Source organism: Paenibacillus sp. JCM 18996 (assembly GCF_055392555.1).
In genome coordinates this window covers 2,044,387-2,061,130 of sequence record NZ_AP043884.1, presented here as the reverse complement: position 1 = coordinate 2,061,130, position 16,744 = coordinate 2,044,387, and the positions used below count along the sequence as shown (strand labels likewise).

Genomic DNA, 16,744 nt, shown 5'->3' with positions numbered 1-16,744 from the left:
GATTGTGATGCAGAAAGTGAAAATCGGCCTTATTGGATGCGGAATGATAAGCGGTATTTACCTGAAGAACTGCACGCAGGTTTTTAATCATATTGTGGAAGTTGCCGCCTGCGCCGACCAGGTGCCCGAGCTCGCCGTAAAACGCGCGGAAGAGTTCAATATCCCGGTGGCCTGTACGGTCGAGGAGCTGCTTGCCAATCCGGAAATTGAGATCGTTCTCAATTTGACGGCTCCCGCGGCACACGCACAGATAAATTTGAATGCGCTCCAGGCCGGCAAGCATGTGTATACCGAAAAGCCTTTTGCCCTGACGCGCGAAGACGCACACGAAATATTGGCGCTTTCCGAGTCCAAGGGTTTGCTTGTCGGCTGCGCGCCCGATACCTTCCTGGGAGCCGGGCTGCAAACTTGCCGGAAACTGATCGATGAAGGGTGGATCGGCACCCCCTATGCTGCAAACGCAACCATTATTATGGGTCACGCAGGAGACGGCACGCATCCGAACTTCCACAATTTCCTGAAGCTTGGCGGCGATCCGCTTATGGACATGGGGCCTTATTATTTGACGGCACTCGTTAACCTGCTGGGACCTGTGCGGAGAGTAACCGGGTCGGCTGGCCAGCTGCACAAGGAAGTAACCGTCCACAACCCCAAATCCACCCGCTATGGGGATACCGTTCCGGTGGAAGCGCCTACCAATGTCACGGCTGTACTCGATTTTCACAATGGGGCGATAGCGAGCCTGCAGGCGGCCAAAGAAAGCTTCGGCTATAAGCCGAGGCTTGAAATCTTCGGGACGGAAGGCAATATGACTGTGCCTGATCCGAACTTTTTTGGACCTGTCCCTGGCCTCGACAGTACAATCCGCATTCAATTCAGCACCGGACAGACAAAGGAGCTTCCGCTCTCGCACGGATTTACCGAGGACAGCCGGGGAATCGGAGTGGCCGATATGGCTTATGCGGTCAGAACGGGCAGAGCTCATCGGGCAAACGGCCGATTGGCTCAGCACGTTCTGGATATTTCGCTGAGCATTTTTGAAGCGTCGGTATCGGAGAAGCATGTTCATATTCAATCCGCGGTCGAGCGTCCCGCTCCGCTGCCGATGGGCCTCAAGTACAACAAGCTGGATTAACCGAACACTCGTTTTATAGACTGGAAATTACACTGAGGGGTGAAGAAAATGCCTTATTTATCTCTGACTACATGGAGCTTGCACCGGAACCTGGGACCATTGCGCTGGACCCGCTGGGACGAAGAAAAAGGAACCCAATCGACCGACATCAATGTTCAGCCCGAGACGATTTCGCTACTGGAGCTGCCGGCTTATATCGCGGATAAGGGCTACCGCAGTTTGGATATATGCCATTTCCAGATTCCCGATACCAGCGAAGATTATTTACGCCAGCTGCGGAGCTCGCTGGAAGAAACGGGTATCCGTTTATACACGCTGCTCATCGATTATGGCGACATTTCCAGTGAAAATCCGGCCCGCAGAAAGTCGGACATCGAATGGATGATGCAGTGGATAGACATCGCGGCTTTGGCAGGCGCCGAGCGTGTCCGCATCATTGCAGGCGACGCGGATCCTGCCAACCGGACGGCTCTTGCCCGATCGATCGAGTCGCTGCGATTTCTGTGCGATTACGCCTCCGGCAAAGGAGTCCGTATAGTGACGGAAAATTTCCGTCCCCTTTCTTCAAGCGCGGACAATTGTCTCGCCCTTCTGGACGCTTGCGGCGATCGTCTTGGTTTGATTGCGGATTTCGGCAATTTCAAAGGACCGCAAAAATACGAAGAGCTGCAAAAGATCGTACCCCGCAGCGAGTCGATTCATGCAAAGGCGCTGACGGACATGCAAGGGCTTCCCGACAGGGAAGAATTCCTGGAGTGCATGGAGATTGTCAAGCAGTCCGGCTTCGAAGGACCCATCACCATCGTATATGACGGACCGCATGACATGTGGGAAGGGATTGAACGGGTAAAGGAGCTTGCTACTCCTTTCCTGTGACGTGAGGAACCCATACCCTTTTACGTAGAATCCGCATAATTATGCTTTATATTAGGCTCTGAATGGGTTTGTCAAGCTGAATGAATTACATTAAGCGCCTTTTCAGTGGGCGGTCTTCTTTTGGTCAGTATAAATTGGGAAGCCTTAAGGTTTCCCCTTTTTGATTTTCCGCAGCTTCTCCCTCCCGCAGTCCACGTTCGCCATACACACGTATAAAAAAAAATCTTATGTCAATAAATGTCTATATATGTTGAAGCAGGGGGGATAAGCTTGTCCTTTAAAGGCCGGCTTCGTAGAAATATGAACAGGGGCAATGGAAACGAAGAAACGGCGAGCGATGCCACAACACCCCTTCCCCGTGACTTAAAAATCAATATGAAGCAGATTCGGCAGAAGTTTGGAAACAGCCCGGATGTGGTTATCCGGGAATTCCGGATTGCAAGCCTGCAGGTTCAAGCGGCCGCGGTTTTCATCGACAATTTGATCGACAAGAAATTGGTCGACGATTTTGTCATGCGTTCCTTAATGATCGATACTGCCGAGGAGACATTCAAAAACCTGGCATCCGATAAAAATGTCCTTGATATCATCAAATATAATGCTTTGGCAGTCGGAGAAGTAAAGGTCATCAAAGATTGGAACGCATTACTAACGGGCATATTATCTGGAGATACGGTCATCCTAATCGACGGCTCCGCCGAAGCGATCAGCAGCAGCACGAGAGGAGGGGAATCGAGGGCGGTTGAGGAACCGTCGTCCCAAGTGGTCATTCGAGGACCGAAGGACGGTTTTACGGAGTCCATCGCGACTAATATTTCCCTTGTCCGCCGGCGGATTAAAAGCCCTAATCTGTGGTTAGAGGGTATGCAAATCGGCGATGTGACCCAAACGAACGTGGGGATCATGTATATCAAAGGGATTGCCAACGATGAAATCGTGCAGGAAGTAAAGAAAAGGCTTAAGGGTATACAAATTGACGGCATCCTCGAATCCGCTTATATCGAAGAGCTGATCCAGGATCAAACCTTCAGCCCATTTCCGATGCTTTACAATACCGAGCGGCCGGATAGCGTCGCCGCGAATTTGTTGGAAGGCCGAATAGCCATTTTCGTGGACGGTACGCCTTTTGTCCTCATTGCTCCAGCTACGTTTTTTATGTATTTTCAATCCGCTGAAGACTACTATCAACGTTACGATATCTCAACGATGATTCGATTGCTGAGGTACGTATCCTTTTTGATTTCATTATTGGGCCCTTCTATCTATATTGCGGCCATCACCTTCCACCAGGAGATGATTCCAACTCCTCTATTGATCAGCCTGGCGGCACAGCGGGAAAATGTCCCTTTCCCTGCGCTTGTCGAGGCTTTAATGATGGAAGTCACTTTTGAGATTCTGCGCGAGGCAGGCGTTCGAATGCCGCGGGCGATCGGTCAAGCGGTATCGATTGTAGGCGCGCTCGTATTGGGGCAGGCGGCGGTGCAAGCGGGGATTGTATCGTCAGCTATGGTGATCGTGGTATCTATTACCGGGATTGCCAGTTTTGCCACACCGGCTTTCAATATGTCGATTTCCATTCGTTTGCTCCGGTTTGTGATCATGATTGCAGCTGCGACATTTGGTTTTTACGGGATTGCAATCAGCAACATAATCATCATTGCCCATATGTGCAGCTTGCGTTCTTTCGGGGTTCCTTATATGTCTCCTCTTGGCCCGTTCATTGCGGCGGACCAGAAGGATGCAGTGCTGCGTTTGCCCTTATGGTCACTCCTTACCAGACCCCGGTTGATCGGCTCAAATAACAAGACCAGGATGGGACGAAATCTGCAGCCTTCTCCTCCCAAGCAAAAAAGCAATATGTCTAAGGGGGATATGGATGAAAGCTAAATGGGGGTTACGAACCGTTATTCTTTTTGGAGCGGTGCTGCTGCTGACAGGCTGCTGGGACAGCAATGAGCTGAAAAATATGGCGATTGTCATGGCGATGGGGGTAGATAAGGCGCCAAAAACAGATCAATATCGGGTATCGTTTCAAATTATCAATCCGGGTGCCATAGCGACAGGAACAACTGGAGGAGGAGGAGGAGGACTAACTGTTACCCCGGTAACGGTCTATACGGGAACAGGCAGTACTCTGGCAGAAGCGGTCCGCAAATCATCGCAAAAATCGCCGCGGCAGCTTTTCTTTCCGCATCTGCAGCTGCTGATCATTGGAGAAGATTTTGCAAAGGATGGAATACAGGACTTATTTGACATTTTCGAACGGTCACATAAGGCCCGTCTCACTACTATGGTGCTTGTCGCAAGAGGAAGCGAAGCTTATCCGATTCTCAGAACCCTGACGCCATTGGAGAAAATACCGGCAAATGCTGTTGCAGGGAAAATCAAAAATACGGCCAAACTTTGGTCTGAGAATAGTAAAGTCCAAATTGATGACCTGATTAAGTCGTTATCAAGCAAAGGAGATCCGATTATCAGCGGAGTCCAACTCGTCGGGGACCCGGAAGCAGGATATAAGAAATCCAATGTGGAACGGTCTGCACTGCCAGCCGAGCTGGATATCAAAGGGATAGCCCTTTTCAAGGACGGAAAGCTAAAACGCTGGCTGGATGGACCTGAGGCGCGTGGAACCGTATGGATTAAAAATAAAATGAAGGGCACTATTGTCAGTCTTGATTGTAAAGATAAAAAAAATGCCATCGGCATAGAAAATATTCGTTCACATACGGATGTTAAGGCGGAAGTCCAGGACGGGAAGCCGATTTTCCATATCCGTATACGGGAAGAAGGAAATGTGCTCGAGGCTAAATGTCCAATTGACCTGAGCAAGGCAGAGATAATCAACGGACTTGAACAAGAGTGGGCAACGGAGACAAAGACAGAAGTCATGAAGGCTGTGAAAGCCGCCCAGAGCGAACAAAGCGATATCTTTGGTTTTGGAGAAGCCGTGAATCGGACAAACCCGAAAGCGTGGGAGAAAATGAAGAAAGACTGGGGCAAATCTTTTGCTGAAAGTGAAGTAGACGTCCAGGTGGATGCTTACATCCGGCGTACAGGCATGCGGTTGAAACCGTATATGTCAAAAAAAGAGGAACAAGAGTGACCATGAAGGGCGGAACAGGATGAAATGGAAAAAGCGAGGATTAACGCAAAGCAATTGTTCGCTTTGATCGTGTTGTTTGAACTCGGTACCGCAATTGTTGTTCCAGTGGGACTAACGGTACAAAGGGGTGTCTGGCTCTCGATCCTGTTGGCTTTATTAGGGGGGATCCTGTTATTTCTCGTTTATGAGTATCTTTTTCGTCAATATCCCGATCTGCCTATAAGCGGATATGCTCGGAAAATTCTCGGCAAATATGTCGGATGGCCCTTAGGGCTGTTATATGTTGCTTTTTTTATTTATATCGCTGCAAGGGACCTGCGTGATGCAGGCGACCTGCTCATCACCTCTGTGTATGACCGGACGCCGCTGTTTGCAATTAATGCTTTGATGATTGTTGCGGTTGTTTATGTACTCCATAAAGGGATCGAAGTGCTGGCAAGAACGGGAGAAATCTACCTGGTCATACTGATTGTTTTAGGTTTTTTGGGCAATCTGTCTGTGCTGTTTTCCGGAATAATCGATCTTAAGAATCTGCTTCCATTGTTAGAAAAAGGGTGGAAACCCATATTAACGGCAGCATATCCCAATATATTCATGTTTCCGTTCGGTGAAATGATTTGTTTTACCACGATGCTTCCCTTTTTAAATAAACGCCGATCTGGGAGGAAGACAGGATTGACCGCCCTGTTGTTCAGCGGCATTATATTAAGTGTGACGCATGCAATTCAAATCTCTGTTCTTGGGGAGGACATTTACGGCCGGGCTGTCTTTCCTTTATTGACAACGATCGGCAAAGTGAACCTGGCCGATTTCCTGCAGCGGATGGATATCATTGCGATCCTCACATTCTTTATCGGCGACTTTTTCAAGGTCGCAATCTTTTGTTATGCCGCAGTGATAGTGGCCTCGGATTTATTCAAGGTGCCGAAACTGCAAAGGCTGGTGCTGCCTGTCGGAATCATCGTCCTATACTCCTCAATGATGCTGGCAAGCAATTTCCCGGAGCATTTGCAAGAAGGGAAACTTAATCTAATATTTCTGCTGCCCCTTTTTTCTGCCGTAATTCCCGTGTTGCTTTTGGCAGTCCATCTGATCCGCAAACGGTTTGGCCTATACCGTCCGTAAACCGTCCTTTAAGCTGAGCGCAAACTGCGGCTATTTACCGGTTTTGGCCTGTTTCCTTTTGTTTGAGGTAAGAGACAACAGGAGGAATGAATACAGCTGACAGCAGGACAACGAAGATGGCATACTCCGGGATAGTCATGACGCGGAAAGGGTTTGCAAGATTTCTAAGCGACATGGAAAGATTCAGCCCCATCATCAGATCCATCACTATAACTAAGGCTACGCTCATTAGAAAAAACAGGAAAAAAGCAAAGATTATTTTCATGCGGCAAACAGCTCCTCAGGCGACGCTTGATCGGAATTTACAAAGGTTAATCTAACCAAACCCGGATCAATTATGTATGTTGCACGCTCATTTGAACTCATGTTCCCTACTGCGGATTTGAAGTTATGGTGAATGGATAGCCTCAAATGTTATGGAGAAAATAGCATTGTTCAATGAGTGGAGGTGAAGGGCAAGATGGAACGACAAAGTTTGGCGCCGCATGAATCAATGGAAATCCATGAAATGCTGAATTTCAAAACGATTTGTTTGACCAAGTCGAAAATGATGCAGGGCCTGGTTTTTGATAAAGACCTGAAAGCACTGATGCAAAAAGACGTAGAGCAGTCGATGAGAGCGATCAAGGAACTGCAGAACATTTATACAAAGGCTCCAATCCATTAACAGGAGGCATGTAACATTGAACTACGATTATTTAGACCCGATCAACTCCAAAGGAATGCCCAACATGGCCGACTCGATGTTTGCCCTCGATTTTTTGATGGCTGCCAAGAATGGGGTTAGAAACTGCTCAGTGGCACTGTCGGAAACGGCTACGCCTGACGCCAGAAAGATCCTGCGGAGGCAGCTGGAGGAAGCCCTTCAGCTTCATGAGGAGATCGCCCAGCTTATGATCAGCAAAGGTTGGCTGCATCCCTATAATCTGGACCAACAATACCAGCTGGATATGAAGTCCGCGAAGACGACGGTCCAGATTGCCGAGATGAAGATTTTCCCTGACCACACCTCCCGCCTTGGCACATTCGCAGACCTGGATCATTAAAATTAGGAGGTCATCCCTATAATGAAAGCCGTAACGTATCAAGGCATCAAAGATGTGAGGGTCAAAGAGGTTCAAGATCCCAAAATCGAAAAACCGGACGATATCATTGTCAAACTCACCAGTACGGCGATCTGCGGGTCGGATTTGCATTTGATTCACGGAATGGTCCCCAATTTCCCGCAGGACTATATTATCGGGCATGAACCGATGGGAATTGTCGAAGAAACGGGCCCGGACGTAACCAAAGTGAAAAAAGGGGACCGCGTCGTTATTCCTTTCAACGTGGCCTGCGGTGAATGCTTTTTCTGCAAGCATGAGCTGACCAGCCAGTGCGACAACTCGAACCCTCACGGGGAGGCCGGGGGCTACTTCGGATATTCCGAAACTTTCGGCGGGTATGCCGGAGGGCAGGCCGAGTTCATGCGGGTGCCGTACGGCAATTTCACCCCTTTCCGGCTTCCTGACAACTGTGAAGTGGAAGACGAGAAACTGGTGCTGATCGCCGACGCGATGTCGACTGCTTACTGGACGGTCGATAACGCCGGAGTAAAAGACGGGGACACGGTCATTGTGCTTGGATGCGGTCCGGTTGGACTGCTCTCGCAAAAATTCGCTTGGCTGAAAGGCGCAAAAAGGGTCATTGCGGTCGATTATGTCGATTACCGCCTGGAGCACGCCAAACGCACTAATAAGGTTGAAACGATAAATTTTGAGCAGGAGCAAAATATAGGAACTCACCTGAAAGAAATTACGCAGGGCGGGGCTGACGTTGTATTGGACTGTGTCGGCATGGATGGCAAGATGACGCCGCTGGAATTTCTTGCGACCGGTTTGAAGCTGCAGGGCGGTTCCATGGGCGCGCTCGTGATAGCTGCCCAGGCTGTGCGCAAAGGCGGCACCATCCAGATCACGGGAGCTTACGGCATGCGGTATAACGCCTTCCCGCTGGGAGATATTTTCCAGAGAAACATTAATATCAGGTCCGGGCAGGCGCCGGTCATCCCTTATATGCCGCACCTGTACAACCTTATAGCAGAAGGCAAAGTAGATCCGGGGGATGTGGTCACCCATGTCATACCGCTCGACCAAGCCAAAAAAGGATATGAATTTTTCGATACCAAAACGGACGGCTGCATTAAAGTCGTTCTGAAGCCATAGCTGCCGGAGGTGAATAATCAAATGGATACCAAATACGGGCTGCACGAAACGCTAGAGCTGCATGAGCTCACCGTATTCAAAACGGTTTGCATGACTAAATCCAAAACCATGCAGGCTCTTGTCGAAGACAATGATCTGAAGAATATTTTACAACGGGACGTCCGGATGTCCACCGGGCAGATCCAGGAGCTGGACGGATTGCTTTCAAACGCGATGAAACAGGAGATGAGATAATGAACAGGATCATTGAAAATTTAACGGGAATGAACATGCTGACCGACCAGGTCATTGCGGCGGATTTTCTCATTTCGGCTAAATCGGGGATCAAAATGTACTCGCTGGCCCTCACAGAAACCGCCACACCCGAGATTAAAACGGTGCTGCGCAAGCATCTTGAGGAAGCCGTCGAGACACACGAGCAAATCACGGCTTATATGATGCAAAGAGGTTTTTACCATCCATATGATGTAACCGAGCAAATCCAGCTTGATCGTAATAATGCCCAGACCGCTTTAAATATTCCCTCCTGATCGTCAGTCCGCAGCACCGAATCAGCCTTCATGCCGAGTTCATGGAGGTTTTTTTGTTATGCAGCAGCAATTGAAACCGGTTCGCGTTGGAATTATTCCCATAATTTGAGGTTCGAAATAGACGATAACACGGGGAGAGGGGTTGCGTAAGAATCATCCGGTGGAAGAAATCGGCACGATATTTCATCATGCCTACATGTATGCCCCGACTGGTATTGCGATAGTCTCACCCGACGACGGCGTTTGGCTGCGAGTCAATCCGTCCTTCTGTAAAATGCTGGGTTACGGTCCCGACAGTCCGGCAGGGGCAGCCGGCAAAGATAAATTTGCCCGTTCCATTGACACATCGGGCCAGTAGGTCTATCATAAGTAACAATGCGATGGCGGGTGGACTTGGTATGAAGTTCATCCACTATGGATAGTTTGGATGATTGGATTGGTAAAAGGCATTTTGCGATGCCGGCTATACATCCATCATAAAGACCAGCCATTACCGGTAAAGGTAAATGGTTGCTTTATGATGGATCTTTTTATTTTAAAGGAGGCAATTCTACATGAGATCCATTTCTGTAACCATTAATGGGCAGACACAAGAAGTTGACGGCCAGACGCGCATTCTCGACCACTTGCTCAAAGAAGGCGTCGAGCACCCGCATATTTGTTACTCCGAGGTCATGGGCCCGATCCAGACATGCGACACCTGCATGGTCGAGGTCAATGGCCAACTGGTGCGCGCCTGCGCGACCGAGATCAAGGACGGAATGGTCATTGAAACGCAATCGGACCGCGCCAAAGGTGCGCAGGCCGAAGCCATGGACCGCATTTTGGAGAACCATCTGCTGTACTGCACAGTTTGCGATAATAACAACGGGAACTGCCGTGTCCACAATACCGCCGAACTGCTGGAGGTCGAACACCAGACACGTCCTTTCCGCAGCAAAGGCTATGAAAAGGACATGTCCAATCCTTTTTACCGGTATGACGCCGATCAATGTATTCTTTGCGGACGGTGTGTAGAAGCCTGCCAGGATTTGCAGGTCAATGAAACTCTGTCCATCGATTGGGAAGCGGGAATGCCGCGGGTCCTTTGGGATGGAGGGAAGCCGATCAACGAATCGTCCTGCGTGTCCTGCGGGCATTGCGTAACGGTGTGCCCTTGCAACGCCCTACAAGAGAAATCGATGCTTGGGGAAGCAGGCTTCCTTTCCGGCATCAAAGACCCTGTGCTTCAACCGATGATCGATTTGGTTAAAGAAGTGGAGCCCGATTACAAAACGATTTTTGCGCTTTCCGAAGTGGAAGCTTCCATGCGTGACACACGGACGAAGAAAACCAAGACGGTTTGTACGTTCTGCGGAGTCGGCTGCAGCTTCGAGGTGTGGACGAAGGACCGCAAAATCCTTAAAATCGAACCTGTGGAGCAAGCGCCGGTCAACAGTATCTCCACTTGCGTCAAAGGGAAATTCGGCTGGGATTTCGTCAATGCCGACCAGCGTTTAACCACACCGCTCATCCGCAAAGGCGATTCGTTTGTGGAAGCCTCCTGGGATGAGGCGCTGACTCTGGTTGCGGAAAAGCTTGCTGGCGTCAAGCAGACTTACGGCAGCGACGCGATCGGATTCATCAGTTCTTCCAAGATGACTAACGAAGAGAACTACTTGATGCAGAAATTGGCCCGTCAAGTGTTCCAAACCAATAACGTCGATAACTGCTCCCGGTACTGCCAGTCTCCGGCTTCTTGGGGCCTGCAGCAAACCGGCGGTATTGGCGGCGACTCCGGTTCGATCCATGACATTGCGGCCGCAGGTCTTGTGATCCTGGTCGGATGTTCCCCCGCCGAAGGACATCCTGTTTTCGCGACTCGCATCAAACGCGCACAAAAGCTGCACGGCCAGAAGCTGATCACAGTAGACCTTCGCAAGCATGAAATGGCCGATCGCGCGGATCTGTTTATCCGTCCGAAGCAAGGAACCGACTATGTGTGGCTAACCGCCGTGGCTAAGTATATGATCGACCAGAAATGGCACAAACCTGAGTTTATCGAACAGCATGTTAATTTCTATCCCGAATATCTTAGATTGATTGAGAGATTCACATTGGAATTTGCCGAACAGGAAACAGGCATTTCCAAAGAAACCTTGATCCGGGTGGCGGAAATGATCCGCGACGCGGACGGCACTGTAATCTGTTGGGGCATGGGCGTCACTCAAAATATAGCAGGCTCGCATACATCGGCCGCTATTGCGAACCTGCTGCTTGTTACGGGTAATTTTATGCGTCCCGGCGCGGGTGCATATCCGCTGCGTGGACATAATAACGTTCAAGGCGCGGCCGACATGGGAACGATGCCTAATATTTTCCCCGGCTACCAGCCGGTGGCAAACGATGCGATCCGCTCGAAATTCGAAGAAGCCTACGGCGTTCAAATTCCAGCTAAGCCGGGTATGGATAACATACAAATGCTTGAGGCGATTCACCGCGGCGACATGAAGGCGATGTACATCTCTGGGGAAGACATGGCCTGGGTGGATGCAGACTCCAACCATACTCAGGATATTCTGGCGAATGTTGACTTCCTTGTGGTGCAGGACATCTTCCTGACTACGACGGCCCAATTTGCCGATGTCATTCTGCCGGCTGCTCCTTCCCTTGAAAAAGACGGAACATTTACCAATACCGAGCGCCGCGTACAGCGTCTTTATCAAGCGCTTGACCCGCTGGGGGACAGCAAACCCGACTGGTGGATCTTCAGCCAACTGGCTAACCGTCTGGGATTTGACTGGAACTACAGCCATCCGAGTGAAATTTTCGCCGAAATGGCCTCCCTTACGCCGTTCTTCTCGCAGTGCGATTATGGCGTTCTGGCAGGCTGGAACAGCTTCCATTGGGGATCGCCGGACGGCAGCAATACGCCGCTTCTCTTTACCGATGGATTTAACTTCCCTGATAAAAAAGCGCGGCTCGCGATCCTCGACTATGTGCCGCCTGTGAAATTCCCGGAAGAGTTCGATTTGACGCTCGACAACGGACGTTTGCTGGAGCATTTCCACGAGGGCAACCTTACAAACAAATCCGAAGGCATTCAATATAAATTCCCTGAAGTTTTCGTGGAAATTTCTCCTGAACTGGCCAAAGAGCGGGGAGTCCTTGACGGAACGCTGGTGCGTCTGGAATCGCCATATGGCGCGATAAAACTTCGCGTGGTGGTCACCGACCGTATGGAAGGACACAACATTTACGTTCCAATGCACTCCGCAAGCCACGAGAGCGCGGTGAATCTGCTCACAGGCGGGTCGTTCGACGTTCAAACGAACACTCCGGCCTACAAGCAAATCAAGGTGCGTATGCAGATCCTGCAGCTGGAAGGGAAAAATCCGCTTCCTAAATACAATCCGCGCAACGCCAAACGGACACCGCAAATGGGCGTGGAAGTTTTCCGCAAATGGGGCCGGTCCGATTACGACCCTATCGCGGATACGAATGAATATATCAAACCCGGCTCCCGTCAAGGAGGGAACTAACCGTGGCTAAACCGATCACTACTGTACAAAGTCCGGAACCAACGCCGCAGCAGCAAAACGAACAGACTCTCAATCAATTGATCGGCACCTTGATCGAGAACGCGGACGGGGTGAAGCAAACCGCAAAACTGCTGCAGGAGTTGAACGGGAGCGGCATTCTGCCCGCTCTCCAGGCGCTCCTGGAAGCAAAGGAACAGGTGGCGGAGATTGCCGTGAATCAAATGCTGCGTCCGCCTGTGACCAACATGATGAACAACGCCATGGCAGCAGCCGGCGCTCTCACTTCAATCGAACCTGAAACGACGAAGAAGCTTATGGCAAGTCTTGCGGAGGGACTGAAAAAAGCGCAGCAAGGATTGTCGGACAACGAAACTACCAGCGTGTGGACCCTGATGAAAGTCATGACGGACCCGGACATAAATCGCGCATTGACCTTCGGGCTGAACCTGCTCAAAGGCCTGGGCCGAGGATTAAAAGAATAGGAGCCTGTCTAATGACTTCCAAATGGAACCGTAATGTCATCCAGTCCGCGCAATTTATGATGAACGTGTCTTTGATCGCCGTTATGCTGGTTCTCCTGTGCCTCATGGTCAAAGAAGTCGTTTCCATTGCAGTTCTCGCGTGGCATGGCTCCTCGCAGGTGCATGAAGTGCTCGCTGAAGTGGTGAATTTCTTTTTGTATTTCGCGTTCGTCTCAATGATCGTGGTTTATTTTAAAGAGGACTACCATTTTCCGATCAGATATTTGCTGTATATCGGGATTACAGCCACCCTTCGGTTTATCATTATCAGCCGGGATAATGCGACGCAGAATCTGCTGCTGTCCGTGGTGATCGTTTTGCTGCTTATCGGCTACCTTTTGCTTGACCCGAGAGGCAAGAGAAAATCCTCGGAAGGATGATATGCGATGCAGAAGAAAGAGCATTTATTCAACGAGATGGTCCGCAGGGTCCGAAAGGAATTGTTCGGAAAAAGCCCTCACGATGTGAGGACGGTGTTTGTGGACAACATGGCGATTACAATGATGAGAGGCAATTTGACGCCGGTGGAAAAGTTCTTGACTCAGACCGAGCAGGGCGTCCATATGGTCCATCAAGCCCGGACGAGGCTGATCCAGGAATACTACGAGCGCCAGGTGCCGGAGGGAATGGAAGAATTGATAGGCTCCAAATTTTTGAGCTTGTTTTCCGACATTCATGTAAAAGAAGATGAGGCCGTCTCGGTGTTTATTTTTGAACAGCCGATCAGGAGCGATGTCAATGGAACGGATTGAAACGAATCGAACGATGTTTCACTATGATCAAGGCGAGTGGTCCAAACGGGAAGATACGGTGGTCACCGAGTTTGCGCTGACGATCAAGCTGAACGAACGGGAATTTGCGACAATGGTATGTACGCCCGAATATATGGAAGATCTGGTGGTCGGATTTTTGGCTTCGGAGCATGTGATCTCACGCGCATCGGACATAAAAAATCTGTGGATCGACCGTTCCCTGGGCTTCGCGCACGTGACAGTGGACCAAAGGAACGACCTGTACGACCGGTTCCATTCGAAGCGGTACATTACATCATGCTGCGGGATGTCCCGGCAGGGCTTTTATTTCGTCAATGACGCCATGACCGCCAAAAAGATGCATCGGAACCCGATTTCTTTTACGCCGGAGCAATGCATTTCCCTGATGCAGATGATGCAGTCGCAGGCCGACACGTTTCAGCGGACAGGCGGCGTCCACAACGCCGCTCTCTGTGACCGCGATGGCGTAGTCATATCTCGAGTGGACATCGGACGGCACAACGCGCTTGATAAAATCTACGGCCATTGTCTGAAAAACGACATTTCGCTCGAGGACAAAGCGCTGGTCTTCAGCGGCAGGATTTCCAGCGAAATCGTGGTCAAGACGTCCAAAATCGGCTGCGCCGTCCTGCTGTCCAAATCGGCCCCTACCGAATTGGCCCTGCAGCTCGCGGATCAGCTGGGCATGACGACGCTGGGATTCATCCGAAATCAATCGTTTAATGTCTATACGCATCCTGAGCGGATCTTGTCATGCCCGGGAAGCGCACCAAGTGACACTCCATAGAATCCTGCATGGAAACAGGCATGCTGCTGCGGCGGCATGCCTGTCTTGCAGTTCCGCCGGCTTACGGTTGGCATAACGTTCATAAAAGCGACGCATGCTATAAATGTTGGCAAACATCCTAACGAAAGGAGCTGGTCTGTCTATGCCGCGACGCCGACGCGGGCTGCAAAACAGCCAAAGTCAGCAGTATGGGATGATGAATCAACAAATGGGCCCGTCTCCAGTTTACGAGAATGCGGAGGCAGGCAGCTTGAATGCCCCATATGGGCAGCGCAACACAGGTATTAACAATGCGGATGCCCGCAGCGTGGGCTTTCAAGGGGGCTACACCGGCTATGGCCCTGACGGCCAACCGGTCCAGTACGGCACTTTTATGCGAGATGGAACCCAGTATGGAGCAGGTCCCCACACAATTGATCCGAATAAGGCGATCATCCGGGCCGTCCGCTATGATGGGGGCGGGATCAGCGCCGTACAGTTTCAGGACGGGACCGTAGCGGACATCGCGTATGCCATAGCTATGGCGGAAGCGGGCATGATAGAAGACGTAAACACAGGCAGGAACCGTGAAGGCCAAAAGACGCTGAGATCCTATCCCGACGGTTATCCAGGCAACAATCTGTCGAACCTGCCCCGTTTCTAATGCCCACACGCGCACCTCTCCCGGCGCGCGTCGTGGCGTTGCAGCCCCAAGGAGGTAGAAGGTTCGGCGCCGCGCCCAAGGCTTGTCAGGCATGTCAGCAGCTGTGGCAGCGACCTGATGCCTTGGGCGCTTTTCATTTTTCTCCAAACGGCTGTAAATCATGCGTGACAACCCATTCCGCCAATGTTACTATAACTATGGTAGAAATTAGCACCCAAAGCTTACAGATATGGGGATTAACCAATGATCAATTATCATAAAGACTTCCTATTGAATATATTCTTTATTTTTTTTCCGCTGGTGTTTTATCCATATACCCTTAAAGCTAGGAGCAACCTCCTGCTTCATCGCTTCTTACTATATATCCTTTTTGCTGTGCCGCTCCTATCGACCATGTCCTTTCCTTTGAAATTAAACGGATTAATTTATGATTTGCGTTCCATCCCTTTGACGATTGGTTTTTTATACGGAGGGCCGCAGGTCGCAATAATGCTGTACATAACCCTAGTGCTGTATCGTTACGTTATGGAGAATCCCAGCAATCTTTTATACTGTATTGCATTGCTGCCAACCTATTTCATAGTAATTTGGTATATGAAAACATGGCATTCCCTGAAAGTATACCGTAAAGTGATTGATTCGATTATTATATGCTCATCTATTAAATTGCTGACGTTCACGATCTTCCTCTCATTGACTTCCAACCTTCAACTTTTATATAATTATCCGCTTCGGCATCTGGAAACTTTTCTTTTGCAAGCGTTCATTGTCGGTTTATATGTGTATCTGCTGGAGTCGGTGAACAAATATTTTATTATGCAGGATGAAATTATCAAAAGCGAGAAAATAAAAATTGTAAGCGATATAGCGGCATCGGTGGCCCATGAAATCCGAAACCCGCTGACCGCCGTGAGAGGTTTTATACAACTGATGGGAAGCGATAAGCTGACTCAGGACAGAAGGGAGTTTTATCAAAAAATATCCCTTGAGGAGCTGGACCGGGCGCAGCTTATTATTTCGGACTATCTTTCGCTTGCCAAACCGGATCCGGACCACATCGAGAAGATAGATATCAACGCCGAAATCAAATATGTCTCGAATATTCTTTGGACTTACGCCAATTACAAAAACGTGCAGATACACGTGGATTTATTGGAAAATAGGCTAATTTTTATTAGAGGAGACAGGTACAAGCTTCGCCAGGCGTTAATCAATATCGGAAAAAATGCGATCGAGGCGATGCCGGAGGGCGGAGTTCTGGATTTCAAGCTGAACGCGGCGGGTGAGGCCGTTGTACTGACCGTGTGCGACACGGGAGTCGGGATGACGGAGCAGCAGATCAACAGACTGGGCACCCCCTATTACTCGACAAAAGAAAAAGGAACCGGTCTCGGCACCATGGTATCGTTTGGTATCATCAGAAAGATGGACGGGAAAATCGATATAAAGAGCGAGCCCGGAAAGGGCACGGAATATAATATCAGCTTCCCTGCAGTTTAGTCGCGCTTGCTCGCCCGGCTGCCGAT

General features: G+C 49.9%; 19 protein-coding genes. 18 read left to right on the top strand and 1 reads right to left on the bottom strand.

The genetic code is table 11. The features are described from left to right. The first annotated feature begins 7 nt into the window (after nt 1-7). From ACZ5N7_RS10255 to ACZ5N7_RS10235, 5 genes are all read left to right on the top strand, one after another. Nucleotides 8-1,135, top strand: coding sequence for a Gfo/Idh/MocA family protein (locus ACZ5N7_RS10255; protein WP_464654082.1), 1,128 nt, complete (start codon nt 8-10; stop codon nt 1,133-1,135). A 48-nt stretch (nt 1,136-1,183) separates the two neighbouring features. Beyond that, on the top strand, nt 1,184-2,011 hold the full coding sequence (locus ACZ5N7_RS10250; RefSeq protein ID WP_464654081.1) for a sugar phosphate isomerase/epimerase family protein: 828 nt from the start codon (nt 1,184-1,186) through the stop codon (nt 2,009-2,011). Nucleotides 2,012-2,311: 300 nt separating this feature from the next. Then, entirely contained in the window at nt 2,312-3,898 is a 1,587-nt protein-coding gene (locus ACZ5N7_RS10245; protein ID WP_464659224.1) for a spore germination protein, read from the top strand. Next, the gene (locus tag ACZ5N7_RS10240; RefSeq protein WP_464654080.1) at nt 3,888-5,114 is read left to right on the top strand and encodes a Ger(x)C family spore germination protein; all 1,227 of its coding nucleotides are present in this window, start codon (nt 3,888-3,890) and stop codon (nt 5,112-5,114) included. Before ACZ5N7_RS10245 ends, ACZ5N7_RS10240 begins: the two co-directional genes overlap by 11 nt. Nucleotides 5,115-5,138: 24 nt before the next feature. Continuing rightward, nucleotides 5,139-6,239 carry a GerAB/ArcD/ProY family transporter gene (locus tag ACZ5N7_RS10235; protein WP_464654079.1) on the top strand — a complete coding sequence of 367 codons (1,101 nt, stop codon included), beginning with the start codon at nt 5,139-5,141 and terminating at the stop codon, nt 6,237-6,239. Nucleotides 6,240-6,273: 34 nt separating this feature from the next. On the opposite strand, the gene ACZ5N7_RS10230 is transcribed toward ACZ5N7_RS10235, so the two are convergent. After that, complete coding sequence (locus ACZ5N7_RS10230; protein WP_464654078.1) at nt 6,274-6,504, bottom strand: hypothetical protein; 231 nt, start codon at nt 6,502-6,504, stop codon at nt 6,274-6,276. 195 nt (nt 6,505-6,699) lie between these two features. Here ACZ5N7_RS10230 and ACZ5N7_RS10225 point away from each other — a divergent pair, with 195 nt between their 5' ends. From ACZ5N7_RS10225 to ACZ5N7_RS10165, 13 genes are all read left to right on the top strand, one after another. Continuing rightward, nucleotides 6,700-6,906: a spore coat protein gene (locus tag ACZ5N7_RS10225; RefSeq protein WP_464654077.1), complete on the top strand. Its 207-nt coding sequence runs from the start codon at nt 6,700-6,702 to the stop codon at nt 6,904-6,906. A 16-nt stretch (nt 6,907-6,922) separates the two neighbouring features. After that, complete coding sequence (locus tag ACZ5N7_RS10220; RefSeq protein ID WP_464654076.1) at nt 6,923-7,285, top strand: spore coat protein; 363 nt, start codon at nt 6,923-6,925, stop codon at nt 7,283-7,285. A 21-nt stretch (nt 7,286-7,306) separates the two neighbouring features. Then, nucleotides 7,307-8,443, top strand: a complete 1,137-nt coding sequence (locus ACZ5N7_RS10215) for a zinc-dependent alcohol dehydrogenase (RefSeq protein ID WP_464654075.1) — start codon at nt 7,307-7,309, stop codon at nt 8,441-8,443. 21 nt (nt 8,444-8,464) lie between these two features. Beyond that, entirely contained in the window at nt 8,465-8,677 is a 213-nt protein-coding gene (locus ACZ5N7_RS10210) for a hypothetical protein (RefSeq protein WP_464654074.1), read from the top strand. Continuing rightward, nucleotides 8,677-8,973 (top strand): spore coat protein, encoded by a 297-nt coding sequence (locus ACZ5N7_RS10205; protein ID WP_464654073.1) that lies wholly within the window; start codon nt 8,677-8,679, stop codon nt 8,971-8,973. Before ACZ5N7_RS10210 ends, ACZ5N7_RS10205 begins: the two co-directional genes overlap by 1 nt. Before the next feature lie 142 nt (nt 8,974-9,115). Next, the gene (locus tag ACZ5N7_RS10200) at nt 9,116-9,331 is read left to right on the top strand and encodes a hypothetical protein (RefSeq protein ID WP_464654072.1); all 216 of its coding nucleotides are present in this window, start codon (nt 9,116-9,118) and stop codon (nt 9,329-9,331) included. A gap of 196 nt (nt 9,332-9,527) precedes the next feature. Then, nucleotides 9,528-12,494: a formate dehydrogenase subunit alpha gene (gene fdhF / locus ACZ5N7_RS10195; protein WP_464654071.1), complete on the top strand. Its 2,967-nt coding sequence runs from the start codon at nt 9,528-9,530 to the stop codon at nt 12,492-12,494. Between the two features lie 2 nt (nt 12,495-12,496). After that, nucleotides 12,497-12,976: a helical membrane plugin domain-containing protein gene (locus ACZ5N7_RS10190; protein ID WP_464654070.1), complete on the top strand. Its 480-nt coding sequence runs from the start codon at nt 12,497-12,499 to the stop codon at nt 12,974-12,976. An 11-nt stretch (nt 12,977-12,987) separates the two neighbouring features. Then, the gene (locus ACZ5N7_RS10185) at nt 12,988-13,395 is read left to right on the top strand and encodes a phosphate-starvation-inducible protein PsiE (RefSeq protein ID WP_464654069.1); all 408 of its coding nucleotides are present in this window, start codon (nt 12,988-12,990) and stop codon (nt 13,393-13,395) included. 6 nt (nt 13,396-13,401) lie between these two features. Beyond that, a complete protein-coding gene (locus tag ACZ5N7_RS10180) occupies nt 13,402-13,767 on the top strand; it encodes a Na-translocating system protein MpsC family protein (RefSeq protein WP_464654068.1) in 366 nt (121 codons plus the stop codon). Next, the gene (fdhD, locus tag ACZ5N7_RS10175) at nt 13,754-14,575 is read left to right on the top strand and encodes a formate dehydrogenase accessory sulfurtransferase FdhD (protein WP_464654067.1); all 822 of its coding nucleotides are present in this window, start codon (nt 13,754-13,756) and stop codon (nt 14,573-14,575) included. Before ACZ5N7_RS10180 ends, fdhD begins: the two co-directional genes overlap by 14 nt. A 142-nt stretch (nt 14,576-14,717) precedes the next feature. Next, nucleotides 14,718-15,218 (top strand): DUF3892 domain-containing protein, encoded by a 501-nt coding sequence (locus ACZ5N7_RS10170; protein ID WP_464654066.1) that lies wholly within the window; start codon nt 14,718-14,720, stop codon nt 15,216-15,218. A 243-nt stretch (nt 15,219-15,461) separates the two neighbouring features. Then, entirely contained in the window at nt 15,462-16,718 is a 1,257-nt protein-coding gene (locus tag ACZ5N7_RS10165) for an ATP-binding protein (protein ID WP_464654065.1), read from the top strand. Nucleotides 16,719-16,744 lie beyond the last annotated feature (26 nt).

Bases quoted from the DNA above. Each gene is read 5' to 3' on its own strand.
- ACZ5N7_RS10230 (WP_464654078.1), bottom strand. From the start codon at position 6,504: ATGAAAATAATCTTTGCTTTTTTCCTGTTTTTTCTAATGAGCGTAGCC.
- ACZ5N7_RS10250 (WP_464654081.1), top strand. From the start codon at position 1,184: ATGCCTTATTTATCTCTGACTACATGGAGCTTGCACCGGAACCTGGGA.
- ACZ5N7_RS10235 (WP_464654079.1), top strand. From the start codon at position 5,139: ATGGAAAAAGCGAGGATTAACGCAAAGCAATTGTTCGCTTTGATCGTG.
- fdhF (WP_464654071.1), top strand. From the start codon at position 9,528: ATGAGATCCATTTCTGTAACCATTAATGGGCAGACACAAGAAGTTGAC.
- ACZ5N7_RS10170 (WP_464654066.1), top strand. From the start codon at position 14,718: ATGCCGCGACGCCGACGCGGGCTGCAAAACAGCCAAAGTCAGCAGTAT.
- ACZ5N7_RS10255 (WP_464654082.1), top strand. From the start codon at position 8: ATGCAGAAAGTGAAAATCGGCCTTATTGGATGCGGAATGATAAGCGGT.
- ACZ5N7_RS10240 (WP_464654080.1), top strand. From the start codon at position 3,888: ATGAAAGCTAAATGGGGGTTACGAACCGTTATTCTTTTTGGAGCGGTG.
- ACZ5N7_RS10210 (WP_464654074.1), top strand. From the start codon at position 8,465: ATGGATACCAAATACGGGCTGCACGAAACGCTAGAGCTGCATGAGCTC.
- fdhD (WP_464654067.1), top strand. From the start codon at position 13,754: ATGGAACGGATTGAAACGAATCGAACGATGTTTCACTATGATCAAGGC.
- ACZ5N7_RS10180 (WP_464654068.1), top strand. From the start codon at position 13,402: ATGCAGAAGAAAGAGCATTTATTCAACGAGATGGTCCGCAGGGTCCGA.
- ACZ5N7_RS10245 (WP_464659224.1), top strand. From the start codon at position 2,312: ATGAACAGGGGCAATGGAAACGAAGAAACGGCGAGCGATGCCACAACA.
- ACZ5N7_RS10205 (WP_464654073.1), top strand. From the start codon at position 8,677: ATGAACAGGATCATTGAAAATTTAACGGGAATGAACATGCTGACCGAC.
- ACZ5N7_RS10215 (WP_464654075.1), top strand. From the start codon at position 7,307: ATGAAAGCCGTAACGTATCAAGGCATCAAAGATGTGAGGGTCAAAGAG.
- ACZ5N7_RS10225 (WP_464654077.1), top strand. From the start codon at position 6,700: ATGGAACGACAAAGTTTGGCGCCGCATGAATCAATGGAAATCCATGAA.
- ACZ5N7_RS10165 (WP_464654065.1), top strand. From the start codon at position 15,462: ATGATCAATTATCATAAAGACTTCCTATTGAATATATTCTTTATTTTT.
- ACZ5N7_RS10185 (WP_464654069.1), top strand. From the start codon at position 12,988: ATGACTTCCAAATGGAACCGTAATGTCATCCAGTCCGCGCAATTTATG.